14 protein-coding genes are annotated in these 23,900 nt (G+C 34.6%); all 14 read left to right on the top strand.

Going from position 1 to position 23,900, the window contains the following annotated elements; all coding sequences use genetic code 11:
* The first annotated feature begins 9 nt into the window (after positions 1-9).
* Complete coding sequence (locus QWY92_RS04270) at positions 10-1,890, top strand: T9SS type A sorting domain-containing protein (protein ID WP_290268705.1); 1,881 nt, start codon at positions 10-12, stop codon at positions 1,888-1,890.
* 124 nt (positions 1,891-2,014) lie between these two features.
* Positions 2,015-3,037 carry a Holliday junction branch migration DNA helicase RuvB gene (ruvB, locus tag QWY92_RS04265; protein ID WP_290268703.1) on the top strand — a complete coding sequence of 341 codons (1,023 nt, stop codon included), beginning with the start codon at positions 2,015-2,017 and terminating at the stop codon, positions 3,035-3,037.
* Positions 3,038-3,044: 7 nt separating this feature from the next.
* Positions 3,045-3,974 (top strand): tRNA epoxyqueuosine(34) reductase QueG, encoded by a 930-nt coding sequence (queG, locus tag QWY92_RS04260; protein ID WP_290268701.1) that lies wholly within the window; start codon positions 3,045-3,047, stop codon positions 3,972-3,974.
* Positions 3,975-4,128: 154 nt separating this feature from the next.
* Positions 4,129-5,040, top strand: a complete 912-nt coding sequence (locus QWY92_RS04255; RefSeq protein ID WP_290268700.1) for a hypothetical protein — start codon at positions 4,129-4,131, stop codon at positions 5,038-5,040.
* Positions 5,041-5,462: 422 nt separating this feature from the next.
* Positions 5,463-7,760: an NADP-dependent malic enzyme gene (locus QWY92_RS04250; RefSeq protein ID WP_290268698.1), complete on the top strand. Its 2,298-nt coding sequence runs from the start codon at positions 5,463-5,465 to the stop codon at positions 7,758-7,760.
* A 35-nt stretch (positions 7,761-7,795) separates the two neighbouring features.
* Entirely contained in the window at positions 7,796-8,377 is a 582-nt protein-coding gene (gene ruvA, locus QWY92_RS04245; RefSeq protein WP_290268696.1) for a Holliday junction branch migration protein RuvA, read from the top strand.
* A gap of 66 nt (positions 8,378-8,443) precedes the next feature.
* Positions 8,444-15,655 carry a T9SS outer membrane translocon Sov/SprA gene (sov, locus tag QWY92_RS04240; RefSeq protein WP_290269981.1) on the top strand — a complete coding sequence of 2,404 codons (7,212 nt, stop codon included), beginning with the start codon at positions 8,444-8,446 and terminating at the stop codon, positions 15,653-15,655.
* 108 nt (positions 15,656-15,763) lie between these two features.
* The gene (gene gcvH / locus QWY92_RS04235) at positions 15,764-16,144 is read left to right on the top strand and encodes a glycine cleavage system protein GcvH (protein WP_290268694.1); all 381 of its coding nucleotides are present in this window, start codon (positions 15,764-15,766) and stop codon (positions 16,142-16,144) included.
* On the top strand, positions 16,137-16,511 hold the full coding sequence (locus QWY92_RS04230; RefSeq protein WP_290268692.1) for a VanZ family protein: 375 nt from the start codon (positions 16,137-16,139) through the stop codon (positions 16,509-16,511). The genes gcvH and QWY92_RS04230 overlap by 8 nt, the downstream gene beginning before the upstream one ends.
* Positions 16,512-16,575: 64 nt before the next feature.
* Positions 16,576-17,295, top strand: coding sequence for an energy transducer TonB (locus tag QWY92_RS04225; RefSeq protein ID WP_290268690.1), 720 nt, complete (start codon positions 16,576-16,578; stop codon positions 17,293-17,295).
* A 130-nt stretch (positions 17,296-17,425) separates the two neighbouring features.
* Positions 17,426-18,223, top strand: coding sequence for an energy transducer TonB (locus tag QWY92_RS04220; RefSeq protein WP_290268689.1), 798 nt, complete (start codon positions 17,426-17,428; stop codon positions 18,221-18,223).
* A 150-nt stretch (positions 18,224-18,373) separates the two neighbouring features.
* On the top strand, positions 18,374-20,500 hold the full coding sequence (locus QWY92_RS04215; RefSeq protein ID WP_290268688.1) for a gliding motility protein RemB: 2,127 nt from the start codon (positions 18,374-18,376) through the stop codon (positions 20,498-20,500).
* A gap of 328 nt (positions 20,501-20,828) precedes the next feature.
* Entirely contained in the window at positions 20,829-21,080 is a 252-nt protein-coding gene (locus QWY92_RS04210) for a T9SS type A sorting domain-containing protein (RefSeq protein ID WP_290268687.1), read from the top strand.
* 77 nt (positions 21,081-21,157) lie between these two features.
* A complete protein-coding gene (locus QWY92_RS04205) occupies positions 21,158-23,473 on the top strand; it encodes a chondroitinase-B domain-containing protein (RefSeq protein WP_290268686.1) in 2,316 nt (771 codons plus the stop codon).
* Positions 23,474-23,900: the final 427 nt, after the last annotated feature.

Here is a 23,900-nt window from a genome sequence, read left to right as displayed (position 1 = left end):
AATATTACTATGGGAAAAATTACTTTTTTACAATTTTTTATATTATCTGTTTTTATTGGTTATTCATCCTTTGCTCAGAGTGTGAGTATACTTCCAATATCTAATGACAGGGCGGAAGGTGAATCACAGGTGGCAATCGTTAAAAATGGAGGGGTTGATGTTGGTTACGTGATCTTTCATGCCGATAGAAGACTTCCTGTTGATGGTAACGATGTTTATTTACTTGCAAATTATTATGATCTTAATAATTTGCAAGTCGGAAGTTCTGTCGAACCACTTGGAGGGGGAAATAGTAGTGAGTACGATAATGCTAACGATTGGCAATTGGTTACGGATGATAATCTAGGTATGGCTGCTTCGTTTGAACAGGGTTCTAAAGATGCTACAGGATTCTACACCATCAATCCAAGTACAGGAAATATTTCAGAAGTGTTAAACGAAACTGCTGCCTCTGGACTTTCAGATTTAAACGGAACTTCTACAGTTGGAATTCTCAATAATGGGAATCTTATTTTTGTATATGCTAATAGTTATAGTGCAGGAGGAGATATTAGTTTTGATATTATCAATCCGATTACGGGTGTTGTAATTACTAGTGGAATGGTTGTTACATCAGTAGCGTCTAATCCAACGGTAACAGCGTTGCCTGATGGTGGTTTTTTCATTGCTTATGCAGAAGGTTCGGCAACACCATTCAATACCAAAGGGAAAAGATATAGTTCTAGTGGTGCTTTAGTAGGGAGTGAAGTAGTCATTTTTAATGGTACAGCAACTGTTTCTAATACAACAGAAACAACATTAAATAATGGTAATATCTTGATACAAGAAAGTGGTAAAGCCAAAATTTACGATTTTTCAGGAGGTAGTACACCTGTGCAAGTGGGCGATGAAATAGATATTCTACCTGGTGAATTTTCTACAGAAAAAGATGTTGGGGTTAAAGCTTTTAAAAGTGGTGGTTTTGTTGCGGCATACGTCGCAAGTGATGGTGCTGTGTTTCAGAATTTGGCTTACAGAGTGTTTGACAATAACGGAAACTCTGCAACATCTGGTCAAATTGATATTACCTCAAGAAGTAACCTCGATAGAATTGTAGTAACACCAGATTTGGCCACTTTTTCTGATGGTAGTTTTTTAGTTTCTTTTGGAAACGGAAACGGCTCAACTGGAGGGTATTCTAAAATCGAACGTGCTATTGTTAAAAACATGCATCCAATAATCGATTTAGATTCTGATAATTCTTCAGGTGCTACAGGTGTTACTTATACAGCTGAAACAGTAAATGGGCAATCAGAAGGGGTTGCTGTGGTAGATTCTGATGTATTAATAACAGATGCTGACGGTGAAGATATTCTTTCTATTGAAGTAGATATTTCAAATCAATTGGATGGCACTAGTGAGTTTTTAACTTTAAGCAGTGCAACAGGTATTACCATTTCTGGATCAGGCTCAAAAACATTGACATTAAGCAATAATGGTTCGGCTACCAACGCTAATTTCGAAACCGCTTTAAAGGCCATTCGCTATAAAAACACAAGTGCTTTAGATATGACAACCCGAAGTATCGTGATAACAGTTACAGATAACGAATCTTTATCGGCATCTGCTACAGCTACCATCGCAATTACAGGTTCTACTTTAAGCTCAGAAAAGAGTGTGTTAGAAAATTCAATAAGTTTATACCCAACTCCCGTAACTAATAAGTTGAATGTAAAAACAAATGCTGTTGAAATTCAAGAAGCCACTTTATTTAACATTGTTGGAAAATCAATAAAACACATGAATTTAATAAATGAAACATTAGATTTTACGACAATTAATTCTGGAATATATTTATTGAAATTGAAAACAAATAAAGGTGTACTTGTGAAAAAAATTATAAAGCAATAGCTTTTCGATTATAGCGTGTATATTTAAAAATCTAAAAAGCCTTTCCACTTCGGAGAGGCTTTTTGTTTATCTTTGCTATAACCGGTATTACACTAATACTTATACCTCTTTTGATTGCCTTGAAATGAACGAAAATCTAGATGCCACTAATGAGAATTTCTCTTCTGAGGAATTTGAAGTTGAAAAACAATTAAGACCACTATCATTTGATGATTTTACTGGTCAAGATCAAGTATTGGAAAACCTCCAAATATTTGTGAAAGCTGCCAATTTACGTGGTGAGGCACTCGATCACACCTTATTTCATGGCCCTCCAGGACTTGGTAAAACAACCTTGGCTAATATTTTAGCTAATGAATTATCTGTCGGCATTAAAATAACATCAGGTCCTGTACTTGATAAACCTGGCGATTTAGCGGGCCTGTTAACAAATCTAGATGAACGTGATGTGTTATTTATTGATGAAATTCATAGGTTAAGTCCTATTGTGGAAGAATATCTGTATTCTGCCATGGAGGATTATAAAATCGATATCATGATTGAGTCAGGACCTAATGCACGTTCTGTTCAAATAAATTTAAACCCTTTTACTTTAGTCGGAGCTACCACGCGTTCTGGTTTACTAACAGCGCCTATGCGTGCCCGTTTTGGAATACAAAGTAGACTTCAGTATTATAAAACCGATTTACTAACTAATATCGTACAACGAAGTGCCACTATTTTAGATGTGCCCATTTCTATGGAAGCAGCAATTGAAATCGCTGGTAGAAGTCGCGGAACACCTCGAATTGCCAACGCATTGCTACGTCGGGTACGCGATTTTGCACAAATTAAAGGCAATGGTAGTATTGATATAGAAATAGCAAGATACGCGCTAGAAGCCTTAAATGTAGATGCACATGGGTTGGATGAAATGGATAATAAAATCCTAACGACCATTATTGATAAATTTAAAGGCGGGCCTGTTGGTATTTCAACCATTGCTACGGCAGTAAGTGAAAGTCCAGAAACCATTGAAGAAGTTTACGAACCTTTTCTTATTCAACAAGGTTTTATTATGCGAACCCCAAGAGGACGTGAAGTAACCGAAGCTGCCTATAAACATTTAGGACGCGTAAAGGGACCAACTCAGGGCGGCTTGTTTTAACAACAATGTGATAAACGCTAAAACTAAAAATACAGACTTAATTAAAGCCGAAGCTAAACGCCTCGGCTTTATGTCTTGTGGTATAAGTAAAGCTGGGTTTTTAGAAGAGGAAGCGCCGCGTTTAGAAAATTGGTTAAACAAAAACATGAACGGCCAAATGCAGTACATGGAAAACCATTTTGACAAGCGCTTAAATCCAACCTTGCTGGTTGAAGATTCTAAAAGTGTGATATCCTTGTTGTTAAATTATTATCCATCGGAAACACAACAAGACCCCGATGCTCCCAAATTGAGTAAATACGCTTATGGTAACGATTACCATCATATTATTAAACATAAATTGAAATCGTTATTGTTTTTTATTCAAGATGAAATAGGAGAAGTTAGTGGCCGTGCGTTTGTCGATTCCGCTCCTGTTTTAGATAAGGCTTGGGCAGCAAAATCGGGTTTAGGATGGATTGGGAAACATAGTAATTTAATTACTCAGCAAGTAGGTTCATTCTATTTTATAGCCGAGCTTATTATCGATTTAGATTTAGAGTATGATGCGGCAACAACCGACCACTGTGGTACATGTACCGCCTGCATTGATGCCTGCCCAACCGAAGCGATTACGGAACCTTATGTGGTAGATGGGAGCAAATGTATTTCCTATTTAACCATCGAATTAAAAGAAAATTTACCCACTGATTTTAAAGGAAAAATGGACGATTGGATGTTTGGCTGCGATGTTTGCCAAGATGTTTGTCCATGGAATCGATTTTCTAAATCGCATAGTGAACCACTTTTTAATCCGCATCCCGAATTACTTTCCATGACAAAAAAAGATTGGGAAGAAATTACCGAAGATACGTTTAAAAAGGTATTTCAAAAATCGGCTGTTAAACGAACCAAATTCGCGGGGTTAACACGCAATATTAATTTTCTAAAAAAATAGATTTGATAAATAAAATAGGTTTTTTGAATTGTAGGTAAAACGAACGAGTTGTATCAATTATAAAAATAAAACACAAATTCAGAATAAGTGTAAATTACGTTTGAAAGGTTTAATAATTTAAATCGACTAAGCTTGATTAATTAACAAAAAGAACATGAAAATAAAAACACCATATAAACTTCTAGGTTTATTTTTAGTATTAAGTTTTGTAGCTTGTAAAGAAACCAGTAAAAAGGAAACTGAGAAAGTTGTAGAAATACCAGTATCTAAAACCGGATACGATATTCCAGACGCTTGGATTGAAAAACGAGTGGCTTCAGCTAATAAAAGATTGAACGCTACAGAGGCTGGTCAAGTATTATGGAATGCTATGGAAGCTCATGGCGGATTGGATAAATGGTACGGTAACGGTTATTTTTCTTTGCATTTTGACTATAAACCTTTAAATGGAAAAGGAATTAGAGACTCATACCAAACAATAAATACCTGGAGTAATCAGGCAAGACATAATAGTATTACAGATCCAACTTCTATTTATGGTTGGGATGGTGAAGAGGCTTGGATAAAAGCTAAAGACAGTACATCGTTTACTTACGATACCGAGTTTTGGGCTCTAACACCATTGTATTTTTCAGGTCAACCATTTGTGTTAGATGGTCAAGGTGTAAACCTAGAATTATTACCTGAAATAGAATTTCAAGGTGCTACCCAAAAAGTGGTTAAAGCAACTTATGATGCTGGCGTAGGTTCCGCACCAGACGATTATTATATTCTTTATATAAACGCAAAAACCAATTTGGTCGATGCTTTTAAATATATTGTATCTTACCCAAAGTACTTTCCTGATGGCGGACATGCTCCGGAAAAAATCACGGTAACTCAAGGGACTACTACGGTAGATGGTATTGTATTTGCAACGGGTTTTAAAACCTATTGGTCTACCGATGATAAGGATGGTTTAGGGGAATATATCACTAAAATTGATGTTAGCGATATTAGTTTTTCTCCAACCGTAGAAGATAATTTCTTCTCCAAACCAGAAGGAGCAGAGGTCTTAAACAAATAAGAGACGATCTAAAAATAATTAAAGCCTTAGCAATCATTTTTGAATGCTAAGGCTTTTTTAGTTTTAATATGTTTTTGTTTTTATCATTTCAGAATCTGTTTTTTGCATTGTTGAAGTTCGGATGAGCCTATGGGAATCTCCAATAATAAACTATTTTTAAACTAATGAAATATTAATATTTATTCAGGTATTTAAGAGAAAAAGACTTTATAGTATCAGAAACAGCAAAGAGTCCATCCAATAAAATGGCAAAATTTTATGGACGAAAAAGAAACACCAATTTTTTAAAAGTATAGCAGTTTACATAATAGGATTATTATATTTGTACGTTAGAAGTAAATGGTTTTTAGTTTAGATAGATTCAATAGATGAAGCGTTTAGAACTTGAAAACAGCTAACCAAAAATTAATATATCCAATCGTATGAGCGAAGAAAGCAAGCGTAGAGAAGCCCTTATTTATCACGCAAAACCAACTCCAGGAAAAATTAAAGTGGTTCCAACCAAAAAATATGCCACACAAAGAGACTTGTCTTTGGCCTACTCTCCGGGTGTTGCCGCACCTTGTTTGGAAATTGAAAAAGATAAAGAAGCGGCTTATAAATATACTGCTAAAGGAAATTTAGTAGCTGTAATTTCTAACGGAACAGCCGTTTTAGGACTCGGAAATATTGGTCCTGAAGCATCAAAACCTGTAATGGAAGGTAAAGGATTGTTATTCAAAATTTTCGCAGATATCGATGTATTCGATATTGAAGTCGATACAGAAGATGTAGATGCCTTTATTGAAACCGTAAAAAATATAGCGCCAACCTTCGGAGGTATTAATCTTGAAGATATTAAAGCACCCGAAGCATTTGAAATTGAACGTCGCTTAAAGGAAGAATTAGATATTCCGGTAATGCACGATGACCAGCATGGTACCGCTATTATTTCGGCAGCAGCCTTAATAAATGCCGTAGAAATTGCAGGGAAAAAATTAGAAGATGTCAAAATCGTAATTAGTGGCGCCGGAGCAGCAGCCATTTCATGTTCTCGTTTATACCAAGCTTGTGGTACAAAACGCGAAAACATGGTTATGTTAGATAGTAAAGGTGTTATTCGTGACGATAGAGACGTTTTATCTTCGGAAAAAGCAGAATTTGCAACCCATAGAAAAATAGATACCTTACATGAAGCTATGATAGATGCCGATGTTTTTATCGGATTATCAATGGCTGATATTGTAACTCCAGAAATGCTTTTAGTAATGGCCGAAAATCCTATTGTTTTCGCTATGGCTAATCCAAATCCAGAAATAAAATACCAATTAGCTGTAGATACCCGAAAGGATATTATTATGGCAACAGGTCGAAGTGATCATCCTAACCAAGTTAATAATGTATTAGGTTTTCCATTTATTTTTAGAGGCGCATTAGATGTTCGTGCTACTAAAATTAACGAAGCTATGAAAATGGCAGCCGTAAAAGCTTTAGCTAAATTAGCTAAAGAGCCGGTGCCAGAACAAGTAAATATTGCTTATGGAGAAACTCGATTAACCTTTGGTAAAGAGTATATTATTCCAAAACCATTCGATCCGCGTTTAATTGCCGAAATACCACCAGCAGTAGCAAAAGCGGCTATGGATAGTGGTGTTGCAAAACATCCTATTACAGACTGGGAACGTTATAAAGATAGTTTGTTATTGCGTTTAGGATCAGATAATAAATTAATTAGGTTGTTATTAAACCGTGCAAAGTTAGCGCCTAAACGTATTGTTTTTGCAGAAGCCGATCAATTAGATGTTTTAAAAGCAGCACAGATTGTACATGATGAAGGTGTGGCTATTCCTATTTTATTAGGAAGAAAAGAAACGATAAAGGAATTAATGGCAGAGATTGAATTCGATGCCGATATTGCTATCATCGACCCGAAGCAAGAAGAAGAAAATGAACGAAAAAATAAATACGCTAAAGTATACTGGGAACAACGCAGCCGTCGTGGTGTAACGTATTATTCAGCGCAACGCTTAATGCGCGAGCGTAACTATTTTGCAGCCATGATGGTGAATGAAGGTGATGCCGATGGATTAATTTCAGGATATTCTAGAAGTTACCCTTCCGTAGTAAAACCAATGTTAGAACTTATTGGTATGGCTCCTGGAGTTACTCGTATAGCAACGTCTAACTTAATGATGACAAAGCGCGGACCGCTATTTTTAAGTGATACGTCTATCAATATAGATCCAACAGCGAAAGATTTAGCCAAAATTGCGCAAATGACATCAAGCATTGTAAAAATGTTTGGTCTTGATCCTGTAATGGCTATGGTATCTTACTCTAATTTTGGGTCATCTATAAACGATCGTGCTTCAAAAGTAAGAGAAGCAGTATCTTATTTACATCGTCATTATCCAGAAATGAATGTAGATGGAGAACTGCAAACCGATTTCGCTTTAAATGATGATATGCTGCGCGAGAAATTTCCGTTTTCTAAACTAGTAGGAAAAAAGGTAAACACTTTAATTTTTCCGAATTTAGATTCAGCAAACATCACTTATAAATTATTGAAAGAGTTAAACGAAGCAGAATCTATAGGGCCAATTATGATGGGAATGCGCAAACCTGTGCACATCCTTCAACTTGGTGCTAGTGTGGACGAAATTGTAAACATGACGGCTATTGCGGTTATTGATGCACAACATAAAGAGAAGTTGGATGCCGATCAGGCGAACCAAAAATAATTTTATTACATTTGAAAGTGAACCAATAACTTTTTATGATAACACACATTCAAGGAAAGCTAGTAGAAAAAAATCCAACGCATGTTGTAATAGATTGCAACGGCGTTGGTTATATGTTAAATATATCGTTACACACGTTTTCAAATATACCAGATGCGGAACAATTAAAATTGTTTACGCATCTTCAGGTTAAAGAAGATTCTCATACATTGTATGGTTTTTCCTCGGTTGCCGAACGCGAAATTTTCAGATTATTACTTTCTGTAAGCGGTATTGGCGCTAGTATTGCACGCACCATGCTATCATCGTTAACACCTAAACAGGTGCGCGAAGGTATTGCAACGGCCGATGTGGCCCTTATTCAATCCATAAAAGGTATTGGAGCTAAAACAGCACAACGTGTTATTTTAGATTTGAAAGATAAAATTCTGAAAATTTACGATATTGACGAAGTTTCTGTTTCTAAAGGCAATACGAGTAAAGATGAAGCGTTATCTGCTTTAGAAGTGCTTGGATTTGTTAAAAAACAAGCAGAACGTGTTGTGGATAAAATTGTAATGGCTCAACCGGATGCCACGGTAGAAACTATTATAAAACAAGCCCTAAAAAATTTATAATACATTTTGAAAAAAATTAGCCTCAGTCTCTATAAGTCAATTAGTCACATTGCTTTTTTTGTGGTTATGCTGTTTGTTTCAACCTTGTCTTGGGGACAGGAGGTGGAGCAAGATTCAGTAAAAAAAGGATATCAGCAAGGTAATATTAAAACAGCGAGGCCTAATAGTATTGAGTCTAAGTATGTTTATGATGCCTTAACCGATCGGTATGTTTACACCGAAAAAATTGGGGAATTCAACATTAACTATCCCATTATTTTAACACCAAAGGAGTACTATGCTTTGGTGGCCAAACAAAACTTAAGTAGTTATTATAAAGAAAAAGTAGATGCTTTTTCGGGTAAAAAAGACGGCACTGATGATGCGCGTAAAAATCTGTTACCAGAATTTTATGTAGAATCAGATTTTTTCGAATCTATCTTCGGAAGTAATACTATAGAGGTTATTCCTCAAGGTTCTGTAGAAATGGATTTGGGAGTGTTGTTTTCTAAACAAGATAATCCTAATTTTTCACCAAGAAATAGAAGTAACTTCACCTTTGATTTCGATCAACGTATTAGTTTAAGTCTTTTAGGGAAAGTAGGAACACGCTTAACAGTAAATGCCAATTATGATACGCAGTCTACATTCGATTTTCAAAACCTTATAAAATTAGAATACGCACCAACCGAAGATGATATTCTTCAGAAAATTGAAATTGGTAACGTGAGTATGCCTTTAAATAGCTCCCTAATTACGGGTGCGCAAAGTTTATTTGGTGTAAAAGCACAACTTCAGTTTGGTAAAACGACTATTACAGGCGTGTTTTCCGAGCAACGTTCACAATCTAATACCGTGGTTTCTCAAGGCGGAGGCACGCTAGAAGAGTTTGAATTATACGTTCGTGATTATGATGAAAACCGTCACTTCTTTTTATCTCATTATTTTAGAGATAATTATGACGAAGCACTAAAAACTTATCCTTACTTAAATACAAAAGGTTTACAAATAACAAGAATTGAAGTTTGGATTACCAATAGAGCAAACCGAACGGATAACGTTAGAAATATTGTAGCCCTTCAAGATTTAGGTGAGAGTGACAGCGAAAAAGTTTACTCGGCAGTAAATATTTTAGCCGCTCCAGATGCTTATCCTAAAAATGAAAATAATGCATTCGATCCTACTAAAATTAATAGTTCAGCACCAACATCTCAATTAAATCAAAGTATTAGAGAGGTTTCAACCATCAAATCGGGTATTGAAGTATCGGGTATAAATGAAGGTTTCGATTATGCTAGTCTTGAAAATGCTAGAAAATTAACCGAAGGACAGGAGTATATACTCAATTCAGAATTAGGTTATATTTCGTTAAACTCACGTTTAAATAACGATGAAGTTTTAGCCGTTGCTTTCCAGTATACTGTGGGAGGTAAAGCGTATCAAGTTGGTGAGTTTGCCAACGATGGAGTGAATGCTACCGAGGTTACAGTGAATACTAATGGGGATGTTACCAATGTTGTAAACAGCAACCTTATTGTAAAATTATTAAAGAGTAGTATTACCAACGTCGATTTGCCTATTTGGGATTTGATGATGAAAAACATCTACGACACTGGAGCTTATAATTTAAGTTCGGAAGATTTCAAATTAAACATTTTTTATAATGAAGCGTCGCCGTTAAATTATATCACACCCGTCGGGACAACGCCATTTCCAGAGCCTGAAACCGGGTTAAAACCTTTAAATGAAACACCGCTTTTACGTGTTTTTAATTTAGATAAGTTAAATTATAATAACGATCCGCAAACAAGCGGTGATGGCTTTTTCGATTTTGTTGAAGGTATTACGGTATTTTCGCAAAACGGACAAATTATTTTCCCAAATGCAGAACCTTTTGGAGAACATTTATTCAACACTCTGTCTTTAGATGGTGGTAGTGATTCTTATGGAAATACAGCAACATACAACGAAAATCAAGCCAAGTATGTTTACGATGTACTTTATAGTAGTACAAAAACAGCTGCCTTAGAGGCTAGTGATAAAAATAAATTTAAACTTCAAGGTAGTTATAAATCATCAGGTAGCGATGGGATTTCAATTGGTAGTTTTAATGTGCCGCAAGGTTCAGTTAGAGTTACAGCCGGTGGTCGTTTATTGGTCGAAGGCATCGATTATACCGTAAATTATCAACTAGGAAAAGTTCAAATTTTAGATGAAGCTTTAAAAGCCTCTAGCACACCTATTGAAGTTTCAACAGAAAATAATGCTGTATTCGGGCAACAAACAAAGCGTTTTACGGGGTTAAATGTGGAACATAAGTTTAACGAGAATTTTGTTATTGGTGGAACATTTTTAAATCTTAATGAGCGCCCAGTAACTCAAAAAGCTAATTATGGTACAGAACCTATTAATAATACCATGCTTGGTTTTAACGGGAATTATGCCACAAAAGTACCGTTTTTAACGCGTTTAGTTAATAAGTTACCAAATATTGATACGGATGCCGAATCTAACTTTTCGGTACGTGGAGAAGTTGCTTATTTATTACCGGGTGCGCCTAGCGGAACAGATTTAGAAGGTGAAGCAACCTCTTATATAGACGATTTTGAAGGATCGCAGAATGCTATCGATTTACGGTCACAACAATCTTGGTATCTTTCAAGTAGACCAATCGGTTTAGGCGTGTCTACAAATCCTGATGAAGATGAGAATGGTATTCAGAATGGTTTCCAACGTGCTATGTTAAACTGGTACACCATCGATCCTGTTTTTTATACAAGCCAACGTCCAGACGGTATTACAGATGAAGATATGTCTAGCCTATATACGAGTCGTGTTTTTATAGATGAATTATTTCCGGAGCGCGATGTCGTACAAGGCCAAAATACGGTTATTTACACATTAGATTTAGCCTATTCGCCACAAGAACGTGGTCCTTATAATTACGATCCGGTTGCTGCAGATGGTATTGATGCTAACGAAGCTCGAGATAGTTGGGCTGGTATTACACGCCAACTTACATCGACAGATTTTGAGCAACAAAATGTTGAATATATCGAATTCTGGTTGCAAGATCCATTTCAAGAAAACCCTGCAAACCCAGGTGGTAAATTAGTTTTCAACCTCGGAAATATTTCAGAAGATATTATTAAAGATGGTAAAAAATTATATGAAAATGGACTGCCGGACGATGGAAATAACGATTTGCTTCAAAAAACAACTTGGGGAACCGTTGTACCACAAAACCAATCTTTAATTTATGCTTTTGATTCTACTGGAGATGAACGTGTAAATCAAGATGTTGGTTACGATGGTTATGCTGATAGCGATGAAACACCTGTAATACCCGGCGATCCTGAACTTACGGCGATTTACAATAATTACAGCTCCTTTGAAGATCCAGCGAACGATAATTACCAGTATTTTTTAAGTGCTGAAGGTAATATTTTCGATCGTTACAAACGCTATAATGGCGTTGAGGGAAATACACCTGATTCTTTTAGTAATACCGATCGTGGTGCCAATACACAACCCGATGTAGAAGATATCAACCGTGACAATACCATGAACACGATTGATAGTTATTTTGAGTATGAATTGGATATCACGAGACAAAACTTACCAATAACGGCAGCTGGGTTTGAAAACCTTGGAGATGCAAATCCGTTAAAAGAATTTTTACGCGATTTTAAAAGTCAGAAACGTACACTTCCAAATGGAGAAGAGGTTGATGTGCGGTGGTATCAATTCCGAGTTCCTGTGGAAGGAAGCCATGCGAAAGCTATTGGAGGTATTAGTGATTTAAGGTCGGTACGTTTTTCTAGAATTTATTTGAAAGACTTTACTGAAGCAACAGTTTTCCGTTTCGGAACTTTAGATTTAGTAAGAAGTGATTGGAGACGTTATACACAAGCGTTAGATAAAGATGATCCAACACCAGACGATCCGCAAACCGATTTTTCAGTAGGTATTATTGGTACTATTGAAAACGATGGAAGTTATGAAAGACCACCGGGTATTGAACCAGAAGAGCTATATAACAACAACACGATTGTAACTCAAAACGAACAATCTTTAGTATTGAAAGTTTGCGAATTAGAGGCGAAAGATTCTAAAGCGGTGTACAAAAACGTAAGTTTCGATATGCGTCAATACAAACGCTTAAGAATGTTTATGCATGCCGACGATGATGATTCTGGAGAGTTAGAAGATAAGGAAATGGTTGGTTTTATTAGAATGGGTAACGACCTTACTGAAAACTATTATCAAATAGAAATTCCATTAAGGTTGTCGTCATCAAATAGTCGTGACGATTTATGGCCAACAGAAAATGAAATTAATTTGCCTATTGAAATTTTAGGACAGATAAAAGCATTAGGGATTTCAGCAGGAACACTTGGAAATGAAGATGCTACTTTTTATGATGTTATTGGTGATGTTCCAGAACTCGTAGCCGATGAATTTGCTGGTTATGTGATAGGCCAACACCGTGTGGGAATTAAAGGGAACCCGAACTTTGGAGATATTAGAACACTTATGGTAGGTGTTAAAAACGTGGCCGAAAATGGCGATAATAACCTTTGTGGGGAAGTTTGGTTTAACGAACTCCGCTTATCCGATATGGATAATGAAGGCGGTTGGGCTGCTGTGGTAAGTATGGATACTAACTTTGCCGATTTTGCAAGTATTAGTGCTACAGGAAGCCAAAGCACATCGGGTTTTGGATCTATAGAACAAGGACCAAGCCAGCGTAATTTAGAAGACGTAAAACAATACGATGTGGTTGCCAATGTAAATGTGGGGCAGTTATTACCAAAAAAATGGGGTATTCAAATACCTTTTAATTATGGGCAAAGTGAAGAACTTGTTACTCCAAAATACGATCAGTATTACGAAGATTTAACTTTAGATTCTCGAATAAGTGCTGCGGATACAGCTGAGAAGAAAGAAACTATTAAACAACAATCTGAAGATTATACCAAACGCCAAAGTATTAACTTAATAGGTGTTAGAAAAAACAGAACAGGCGATGCTAAACCTCGTTTTTACGACGTAGAGAATGTTACTTTAAATTATTCATATAATAAAGTGGAGCATCGTGATTTCGAAATACAGAATTCGGTTAATAAAACCGTTCGGGTTGGCGCTAATTATGCGCATAATTTTCAACCGGTAACTATTCAGCCATTTAAAAAGAACGATTCGTTGTTTACGGGTAAATATTGGAAGATTTTAAAAGATTTTAATCTGAATTTAATGCCTTCAAGTTTCACTGTAAATACAGATTTAAACCGACAGTTCAACAGGCAAAAGTTTAGAGATATTGCTTTAGAAGGTACTACTAATATTGAAATTGAAGAACTATTTAGAAGAAATTACACGTTCGATTTTCAATATACCATCAATTATAATTTAACCGAATCGTTGCAGTTTAATTTTACAGCTTCGAATAATAATATTGTTCGTAATTATTTTAAAGATAATATTATTAATGGCGAGCAAGATTCAACACTCGATGTTTGGGATGGCTTTTTAGATTTTGGAGATCCAAACCGTCAAATGCAAAATTTAGGATTAACGTATCAATTACCTATCAATAAAATTCCAACGTTTAGTTTTATCAACGCAACTTACCAATATACAGGTAATTTTCAATGGCAAAAAGGGTCCGATTTATACGGGAATTTAGAATTAGATGGCGAAACTTACGATTTAGGAAATACCATACAGAATGCCAATACACATAATATTAATACCAATTTAGATATGAATAAATTGTATAAATATTTAGGATTGGTTAAAAAGCCAATTAGACGTGTGCGAACTAGAACTACTGGGCCTCCAGGTGCAAATTCTAGAAATACAAAAGCTCCTAAACCTAAAAGCCAGTCCACAACAAAATTATTAAATGCAGGTATTGATGTTTTAACAGCAATAAAACGGATACAGTTTAATTATTCGGAAAACAACGGAACGTATTTACCTGGTTATACACAAACGCCAGGGTTTATTGGAACATTAAAACCAACCTTTGGTTATACTTTTGGTAGCCAAAGTGATATTAGAAGTTTAGCGGCACGAAATGGTTGGCTTACTTTATATCAAGATTTTAATCAGCAATACACATCAACAAATACCAAGCAATTAGATGTTTCAGCTAGTTTAGAGCCTATAAAAGATTTAAAAATTGATATTGTTGGTAATAGAACGTATTATAAAAATTACACCGAGAACTATCAAGTCGATATTAATAATGATAACGAATACGTGGCATTAACGCCAAATACCTTCGGGAACTTTAATATATCAACACTTTTAATAAAAACGGCTTTCAGTAAAAGTGATGAAACAACCTCGGATGCTTTTAACGATTTTAGAAGTAACCGATTAATTATCGCACGAAGATTAGCTGCTGAAAAAGGTGCCGATGTTAACGATTTAGATGCCGATGGATATCCGAAAGGGTTTGGTAAAAACAACCAAGCGGTTTTGCTTCCTGCATTTTTATCGGCTTATACAGGTACCGATGCCAATAAAGTAACCACAAGCGCTTTTAGAGATGTCCCTATTCCAAACTGGGATTTAAAATATTCTGGTTTCATGAAATTTGCCTGGTTTAAAAAGCGTTTCAAACGTTTTTCATTAACTCATGGTTACCGTTCAACATATACCATTAATCAATTTCAAACTAATTTAGACTATAATGATCTTGATTATGATGGTACTGATATTAATTTTGCTTTAAGTTATGATGATCAGCCTGATAATACCAAAGATCAATCTGGGAATTATAAAAACGAACGCCTGTTTAGTAATATCAACTTAACAGAAATGTTTAGTCCGTTAATGCGTATTGATTTGGAGATGAAAAATTCAGTAAAAATCCTTGCTGAAATTAAAAAAGACCGATTACTTTCCTTAAGTTTTGATAACAACTTATTAACCGAGGTTATAGGGAATGAATATATTATAGGTCTAGGATACCGCATCAAAGATTTGCGCATCCGCTCTAAACTCGCAGGCCCAACAAAACGTATTGTAAGTGATTTAAATATGAAAGCCGACATATCGGTGCGTGATAATAAAACCATTATCCGTTACCTTGATTTAGAAAACAACCAAGTAACCTCTGGGCAAACTATTTGGGGACTCAAATATTCGGCCGATTATGCTTTTAGTAAAAACTTAACAGGTATCTTTTATTTCGATTATTCATTTTCAGAGTATGCTATTTCAACAGCGTTTCCATTAACAACTATTAGGTCTGGTTTTACCATTAGATATAATTTTGGTAATTAATAATCATTCTATTTGAATTTCAATTCTGAATAAATACATTTGTTCAAAATTAAAAGTGACCATTTTTGGTTAAATGAAAAGAAAACTTAAAAATTAAAGTATAATAATATGAATATTCCAGCAGAATTAAAGTACACAAAAGATCACGAATGGGTAAAAGTTGAAGGCGATGTTGTTGTCGTTGGTATTACCGATTTTGCACAAAGTGAGCTTGGTGATATTGTTTATGTTGAAGTTGAAACTGTAGATGAAACATTAGACGCCGATGAAGTTTTTGGAACTGTTGAAGCGGTTAAAACAGTATCTGATTTGTTTTTACCTGTTTCAGGTGAAGTTATCGAATTCAATGAAAGCTTAGAAGACGAGCCAGAAAAAGTAAACACAGATCCTTATGGAGCTGGTTGGATGATAAAAGTAAAATGTTCAGATGTATCTCAAATTGATGGCTTAATGTCTGCTGATGATTATAAAGCCTTAATTGGTGCTTAAAAAAATAGCATTACCCACAGCAATTTTATACACCATTGTTTTAACATTGGCCTGTTTGATGTCTTTAAAAAACGTACCCAGTTTAGGGGTTTCGTTTGCCGATAAAATATATCATTTTGGAGCTTATGCGGTGTTTACAACGCTTTGGAGTGCAGCTTTTGTATTCAATATAAAACTGAGTACAAAAAAAGCTTTAATTTATGCATGCGGCTTTGCTATAGTGTTTGGAGTTGTTATAGAAGTCTTACAAGGCACAGTAACAGCATATCGTTCGATGGATGTTTACGACATTGTAGCAAACAGCCTAGGCGCTTTACTCACCACTTTGATATTGTGGCAAATAAATAAAATGCAAGTTAAAAAGTAATAAAGACTTGCTTTTTTGATAAATAAATAGTTATTTTAGCATTCTTGATTAACTAAATTATATTATGGAACTTAAAAAAAATCATAAAGCAAATGTAGGACGTAACAGTTCTTTGTATTTCGCTATCGGCTTAGCGCTGATGTTATTTTTAACAAACTTCGCTATTAACTTTAAAACATATGATGATGTTATCACTGATATCGGAGTCGTAAGTATGGATGAAGAAATAGAAGAAGAAATTCCAATTACGGAGTTATTACAAACACCTCCACCACCACCGCCGCCACCTGCAGCTCCAGAAGTTATTGAAATTGTAGAGGATGAAGTGGAAATTGAGGAAACCATTATAGAGTCTACCGAAGTTGATCAAGAAACAGAAATTGTTGAGGTTGAAGAAGTAGAAGTAGTAGAAGTTGATGAAGATATTGAAGTACCATTTTCTGTAATTGAAAATGTACCAGTATTTCCAGGTTGCGAAAAAGGAAATAACGCAGCTAAAAAAGCTTGTATGTCTGAAAAAATTCAAAAATTTGTAACTAAAAAATTCAACACAGAATTAGCTAGTGATTTAGGATTATCAGGAAGACAACGTATCAATGTAATTTTTAAAATTGATAAAACAGGAAACGTTGTTGGTGTACGTTCAAGAGCACCACACCCAGGTTTAGAAAAAGAAGCAGCGCGTGTTATTAACATGTTGCCTAAAATGAAACCAGGTATGCAACGTGGAAAAGCAGTAACAGTACCTTACTCTTTACCTATTGTATTCCAAGTTCAAGATTAAGTTTTTTCATAGCTGTTGTAAAACAGCACTATAATATAAAATCCCGTTACATTTATTTGTAACGGGATTTCTTTTTTGGTACGCTTATTGTGACTTTAGCATAATATTAACATTTTAAATCATAATAATTATGAGTAATCCAAAAAAAACTCACGAACTCATTCGGCAAAATGAGCAACTCGTGAAAAAATCACAAAAGCATGATGCAAATTTACAAAAAAATTCCACCCTTTATTTTCAAGTCGGATTAATAGTCTGTTTGTTCATGGTCTACGGACTTTTAGAAATGAAGTTTGCAACGGAATTAGAAAGTATCGATGTCGGTATGGTTGAACCCAATGTTTCCGAAGAAATTCGAATTGAAAACTTCCAAGTTTATGAAGAGCCAAAAGTAGAAATGCGTCAAGAAGCTCAGCAGGTAGCAAAACTTATTGATGAAGTTACTATTGTTGATGATGATACGCCACTAAAAGAAGCTCTTAAAATTATTACTGCTGAGGAAAACACAACTTCCGATCCTATAGATATTATAGATATCGTTGTTGAAGGGGTGCCTGAAGAAGCGCCTCCTGTAGATTTTGTTAGCGTTGAATTTGTGCCTATTTATCCAGGTTGTGAAAACAAAAAAACAAATTTGGATAAACGAAAGTGCATGTCGGATAAAATCACCAAACTCGTTCAGAAAAAGTTTGATACCGATTTGGGTAGCTCATTAGGTTTGTCAGGAAAACAAGTCATTCGTACGCAGTTTAAAATTGATAAAACAGGGCGTGTTACCGAGATAAAAACTAGAGGAACGCATCCTGAATTGGAAAAAGAAGCCAAAAGGGTTATTAATTATATTCCAGAAATGACACCGGGAAAACAACGCGACAAAAATGTGAGCGTTATTTATACATTACCTATTGTGTTTAGTGTACAAAATTAGAACCTTCAATATGTTTTATTCAAAGCCGCTAATTGTTTAGCGGCTTTGTTATTTATACGAACAAGGGCGTGTTTTTAAGATGAAATGTAAAAAATATGGTATCTTTCACCCTTTAAGATATTTATTCGATTTGTCAATACCCTTCAAGCAATGAAACAAATTATTGTACTCCTTTTTATTTTTGTTCAATACTTTAGCCCTGCCCAAAACAATGCTTATTTAGAAAAATCTCCAATGTTCCCTAATTGCGATAGCATTGCGTTTAACGAACAGCGAAATTGTTTTGATAACAATGTATATAATCATATTTATAACTCGTTTAAAGTACCAGAAAAGGTTTTAAATGAAAACTATAAAGGTGAAGTTTCCGTGCTTTTCGAAGTTGATACCACGGGACAATTTAAAGTAGTGTATGTTGATGCGGTTTATGATGAATTAAAAACAGAAGTGAACCGTGTTTTTTCAATCTTTCCAAAAATAAAACCTGCCACGTATAATGGGCGTCCCAGTTTTAAGCAATACAGCATGCCAATAAAAATACCATTGGTAGACCAACGTTATACTCTAGAGTATAAAAGCAAGGCTAATGAAAATAACAAGAATAAAAGTATAACGGAGTTCTCTAAGCTAGAGCAAGAAGCAAAATCGGAATTCGATAAGGTGAATAAAGCATTAAAGGCTTTTGAAAATAAAGCGCACAGCAGTCAGTTAAATATTCAGTTCACGCATAGTGATTATGCACGATTCGATCGAAGTATGAATTTGGTTGGCACAAATAGTCATACAGCATCTAAGCCGTTGATTTATGAAGAGGTAGCGGCGTATTACGATTTTGATGCTGAAGCAGAAGCCTTGCAGCGAGAAACTAAAACTTGGGCAGGTGAAAAATTATGGAACGAACATTTAGTGCAGTTACAAAGTGATGATTACTGGTTTACTATCGATCCTATTTTAGATTTAGAAGTTGGAAAAGATACTGATGCCGACTTTAGTTCAACTTACAATAACACACGTGGGTTTTTAGTTCAAGGTGGTTTGGGTAAGAAATTCAATTTTTACGCTTCCGTTTTTGAAAGTCAAGGTCGTTTTGCCGATTATGTTAATCAGTATTCCGAAAGCTTAAAAGCCTTTGGTCCCGATCCAGCAATTATTCCTGGTCGCGGTATTGCGAAGCGTTTTAAAACAGATTCTTATGATTATCCAGTGGCCGAAGCGTACATGTCTTATGCTCCTGCGAAATTTATAAACATTCAATTCGGACATGGTAAAAACTTTATAGGAGATGGGTATCGCTCGTTGTTGCTTAGCGATGTTGCTAGTCCGCATCCGTTTTTAAAATTGAATACTAAGTTTTGGAAAATTAAATATACCAATACCTGGATGTGGTTAAAAGATGTACGTCCAGAAGTTACGGAAGATGGTGCTTTCTTAACCAAATATATGGCGAACCATTATTTAAGTTGGAATGTCTCTAAACGATTCAATTTAGGGTTGTTTGAATCTGTAGTTTGGAGCAATTCTAATAATAGAGGGTTCGATGTTAACTATTTAAATCCAATTATTTTTTACCGTGCTATAGAGTTTGAAACAGGACAAGATGCTGGAAATGCCATTGTAGGAGCTTCAGCAAAGTATAAATGGAACGATAATATCAATTTATACAGTCAATTTGTTTTAGATGAATTTTCGTTAAATGATATAAAAGGAGGAGAGAAAAGTTGGAAAAACAAATTTGGTTACCAGCTTGGTGTTAAATATTACAACGCCTTTGATGTTGAAAATTTATTGCTTCAGTTTGAATATAATCGCATTCGTCCTTACACGTATTCACATAATACAATAGCAACCAATTACGGCCATAACAATCAATCTATGGCGCATTTGTGGGGTGCTAATTTCAGCGAAGCCATTCTTATAGGGCGTTACCATTATAAACGTTGGTTTGCTGATGCTAAATTAATTTTTGGTGTACGTGGTTTAGATTTTAATGATGATACGGATGCATTTAGTTATGGTGCTGACATCTTTAAAAACTATAACGACCGGCCATTCGACGCGGGAGTTGAAGTTGGTCAAGGTTTAAAATCGAACATCTTTAACGGAAATTTACAAGCGGGTTATGTTGTAAATCCGGCATCTAATTTAAAAGTTTTTGCCGATGTTACCGTGCGTAATTTTAATCCGGAAGCTAATACTGCAACCACGTTTAAAAGTAATACGGTCTGGTTTAATTTTGGTATTAGAACCGATTTGTTTAATTGGTATTTTGATTATTAAGATATAAGCTTCTAGTAAACAGGTGCTTTTATTAATTTGTTACTTCACTAGCATTTATAATTATGTTTTTAGTTCGCATTTTTAATGTGCTAAGCAATGCCATCTTCAATTTAAAAAATAACTTGTAAATATACAGATATCTGTATTTTCTTATTAGAAAAGATCTATTCTTTTGAGTTTTTATCATTTTTCGTTAAAAATAATGCGTATTCATAATATTTTGTGTTAAAAAAATTTGGATAAGACCAAAATATGCATATATTTGGAAAACCAAACTGGTAAACCAATGTGGTTTTCCAGTGAAAACCCTAAACCAAACTAAACGATTGTGAAAAAAAAGGAACTTTTTACATTTTTGTTAGCGGCAGTTTCAGGATTTTATCAAGTTCATGCTGAAATAAATTTTAAAGCTACACATGTTATCTCATTAAATGGGAGTCATGTTGCTAGTAAATGCATGGCTTTAAAAACGAATTTGTTAAATAGTAAGTTAGATATATCAAGCTTGTCGAAAAGTGTTTATGCTATAAATATAATCGCTTCAGAAAAGAGCTTCATTAATAAATTAGTAGTTGAGTAGTTAGTTGTTTTAAAAAGAAGGTCTTTTTCCTAAAGAGGCCTTCTTTTTTGTTTAAATTAGTAAAAATATGTTTTTTTATGAATAAGTTGTTTTGTCTTTTAACTGTAGTGGTATTGTGTTTTTCTTGTGATAAGAAAGTTGATAATACAGGTGTTTTAGTGAAAACCAATGATGAATTGTACGAGGCTATCAAAAATGTAAAGGCCGGAGACGATATTATTTTAGCAAACGGTGTTTGGGAAAATGTTGAAATAAAGTTAATAGGAGAAGGCACTGAAGAAGCTCCAATTAGTTTAAGGGCAGAAACGCCAGGTCAAGTATTTATTGAGGGGGTTTCTAATTTAGAAATTGCCGGAAATTACTTAATTGTAGAAGGCTTGTATTTTAGGAATGGATATACGCCAACTGAAAACGTTATTGCATTCAGAACAAGTGAAGAAGAAGTTGCCAACTATTCTAGAGTGACCAATTGCGTGATTTTAGATTACAACCAAAAAGAACGCGATAAAGATGATCTTTGGATTCAGCTTTATGGAAAACATAACCAAGTAGATCATTGTTATATCGCAGGTAAAACGAATGGAGGACCCACACTTAGAGTCGATTTAAAAGGTAACCAAAGTATTAGAAACTTTCATCAAATTGTAAACAATCATTTTGGTCCAAGACCAAGAAAAGGTGGGGCTAGAGGAGAATCTATTCAACTGGGGAGTAGTTTTACATCGATGTCACCAAGTAATACTACTATTGCCAATAATTTATTTGAAGAGTGTAATGGAGAGGTGGAAATAATTTCTAGTAAAACCAATTTCAATGAAATTAGAAATAATGTATTCTATAAAAGTGAAGGTTCTGTGGTAACTCGTCATGGTAATTATGCTGTTATTGACGGTAATTATTTTATTGGAGATGGTAAGAATAAAAACTATGGAGGAATAAGACTTGTAAATACAGGGCATTGGGTTGTAAATAATTATTTCTATAATATTATTGGAGAAAACTTCCGAAGCCCACTAGCGGTTATGAATGGTATACCAAAATCGCCATTAAATAGATATAATCAAGTTACCGATGTTGTGGTGGCTTATAATACTTATGTAGATTGTAAATCACCTTGGCAATTTGGTGTTGGTACTAACATTGCGCAATCTGATGTGTTACCGAAGTCGGAAATTCGTTCAGCAAGACCTATTAGAACGGTTGTTGCAAACAATATTATTTATAACACAAAAGGCGATTTATTGCCAGTTGTTGAACATGATAAAGCTGATGGTGTACTTTTCAAAAGTAACGTTATCAATAATAAAAACGTCAAGTTTAAGGATTATAAAGGTGGTTTGCAGAATGCTAAATTAGAGTTGAAAAAAGTTTCTGAAAATATATCAATTCCGGTAGGTGTACCAAGTGAAATAACGCCTTATGTAGGTTTTGAATTTAATACTATAACGAAGGATTTATTAGGAAACTCAAGAGTAGGTAAAAATACAATTGGAGCTTTTGTAAATGCCGATATGCCAGATCCTAATATTTTAGATAAATCGAAGTATGGTGCGAGCTGGTATTCTAACGTAATAGAAGCTAAAGAAGCAAATACATTTGCTGTTGCTAATGCAGAAGAACTTCAATCTAAAATTAACGGGGCTCAAAATGGTGATATTATTGCTTTAGATTCGGGTGTTTTTCAAATTTCAAAATCTATAGAGATCAACAAAAGCATCACCATTCAATCTAAAGAAAAAGGGAAATCACAAATTATTTTCTCTGGAGAAGAAAACACACCGTTATTTGCTTTAAATCCAAAAGGGTTATTGACTTTGAAAGATGTGGTGTTAGTAGGAAATAACACTAATTATGCTTTTGCAAGTTTGAAGGAAAACATGTCTAACCATTTTGGTTTAACGGTTTCTGGTTGTGATATTAGTGAATTCAATTATATTTTAAAAGTGTATAAACAATCGTTTGCCGAGCGTATTACGTTTGAGAATTCTAATTTTTCAAACTGTGAAAATGGTATAGAATTATCTGAAGAAATTAATGATAAAGGCGATTACAATACAGAATACTTAACCGTAGAAAACTGCACGTTTAATGCTATTAAGCAAAATGTGATCGATTATTATCGTGGTGGTTATGATGAGTCTACTATTGGTGGAAATCTATTAGTTTCAAACAGCACATTTACAAACTGTGGTGCCAAAGAGAAAAATGGCATGTTGTTAAACCATCGTGGTATTGTGTATGTTAATATTAATAATAATACGTTCACAAATAATCCGGTAGAATTAGTTTCTATGCTGTGGGGAGCAAAAGAAAACTATGCAGCTGATAATACCTTCAATAATTCAGGAAGTATAAAAAGTGAGGAAAATCTAAAAATGAAGCTGATGTATTAATTCAGTATTTGTTTAAAATAATTGTAAAACAGTATTAAGAACTTGTTTTATACTTCAAAATCCATTTAATGTGTTTATTCTATATGAAGTTTAAAAAAGTTAATTTTAATGCTGTTTTTTTTGTTGCTAACTATAATGGTTTATGCTAGAGTTTTTCCTTCTGTAGGTGTTATTTAAACCGCGATCTTTAACTGTAAAGGGTATGCGAGTTTCTATAAAAAGGGAAATGAAACACAAACGAAATTACTTAATCCTCGAAAGATTGGTGTTTTCAATGGAGAATAATCTGGCTTTAATTTTTGTAAATTGTTAGTTTTAGATTGTTAAAATCGCTAAATTATCAATTATTGTTTTGGTTGACTAAGAAATATGTTTATATTTGGTCAACCAGTTTGGTTTACCAATTAGCTGTGTTTAGAAATAAAAT

The organism is Algibacter miyuki (genome assembly GCF_030409805.1).
In the GTDB taxonomy this organism is placed as follows: Bacteria; Bacteroidota; Bacteroidia; order Flavobacteriales; family Flavobacteriaceae; genus Algibacter; species Algibacter miyuki.
This window is presented reverse-complemented; position numbering and strand designations above follow the sequence as displayed.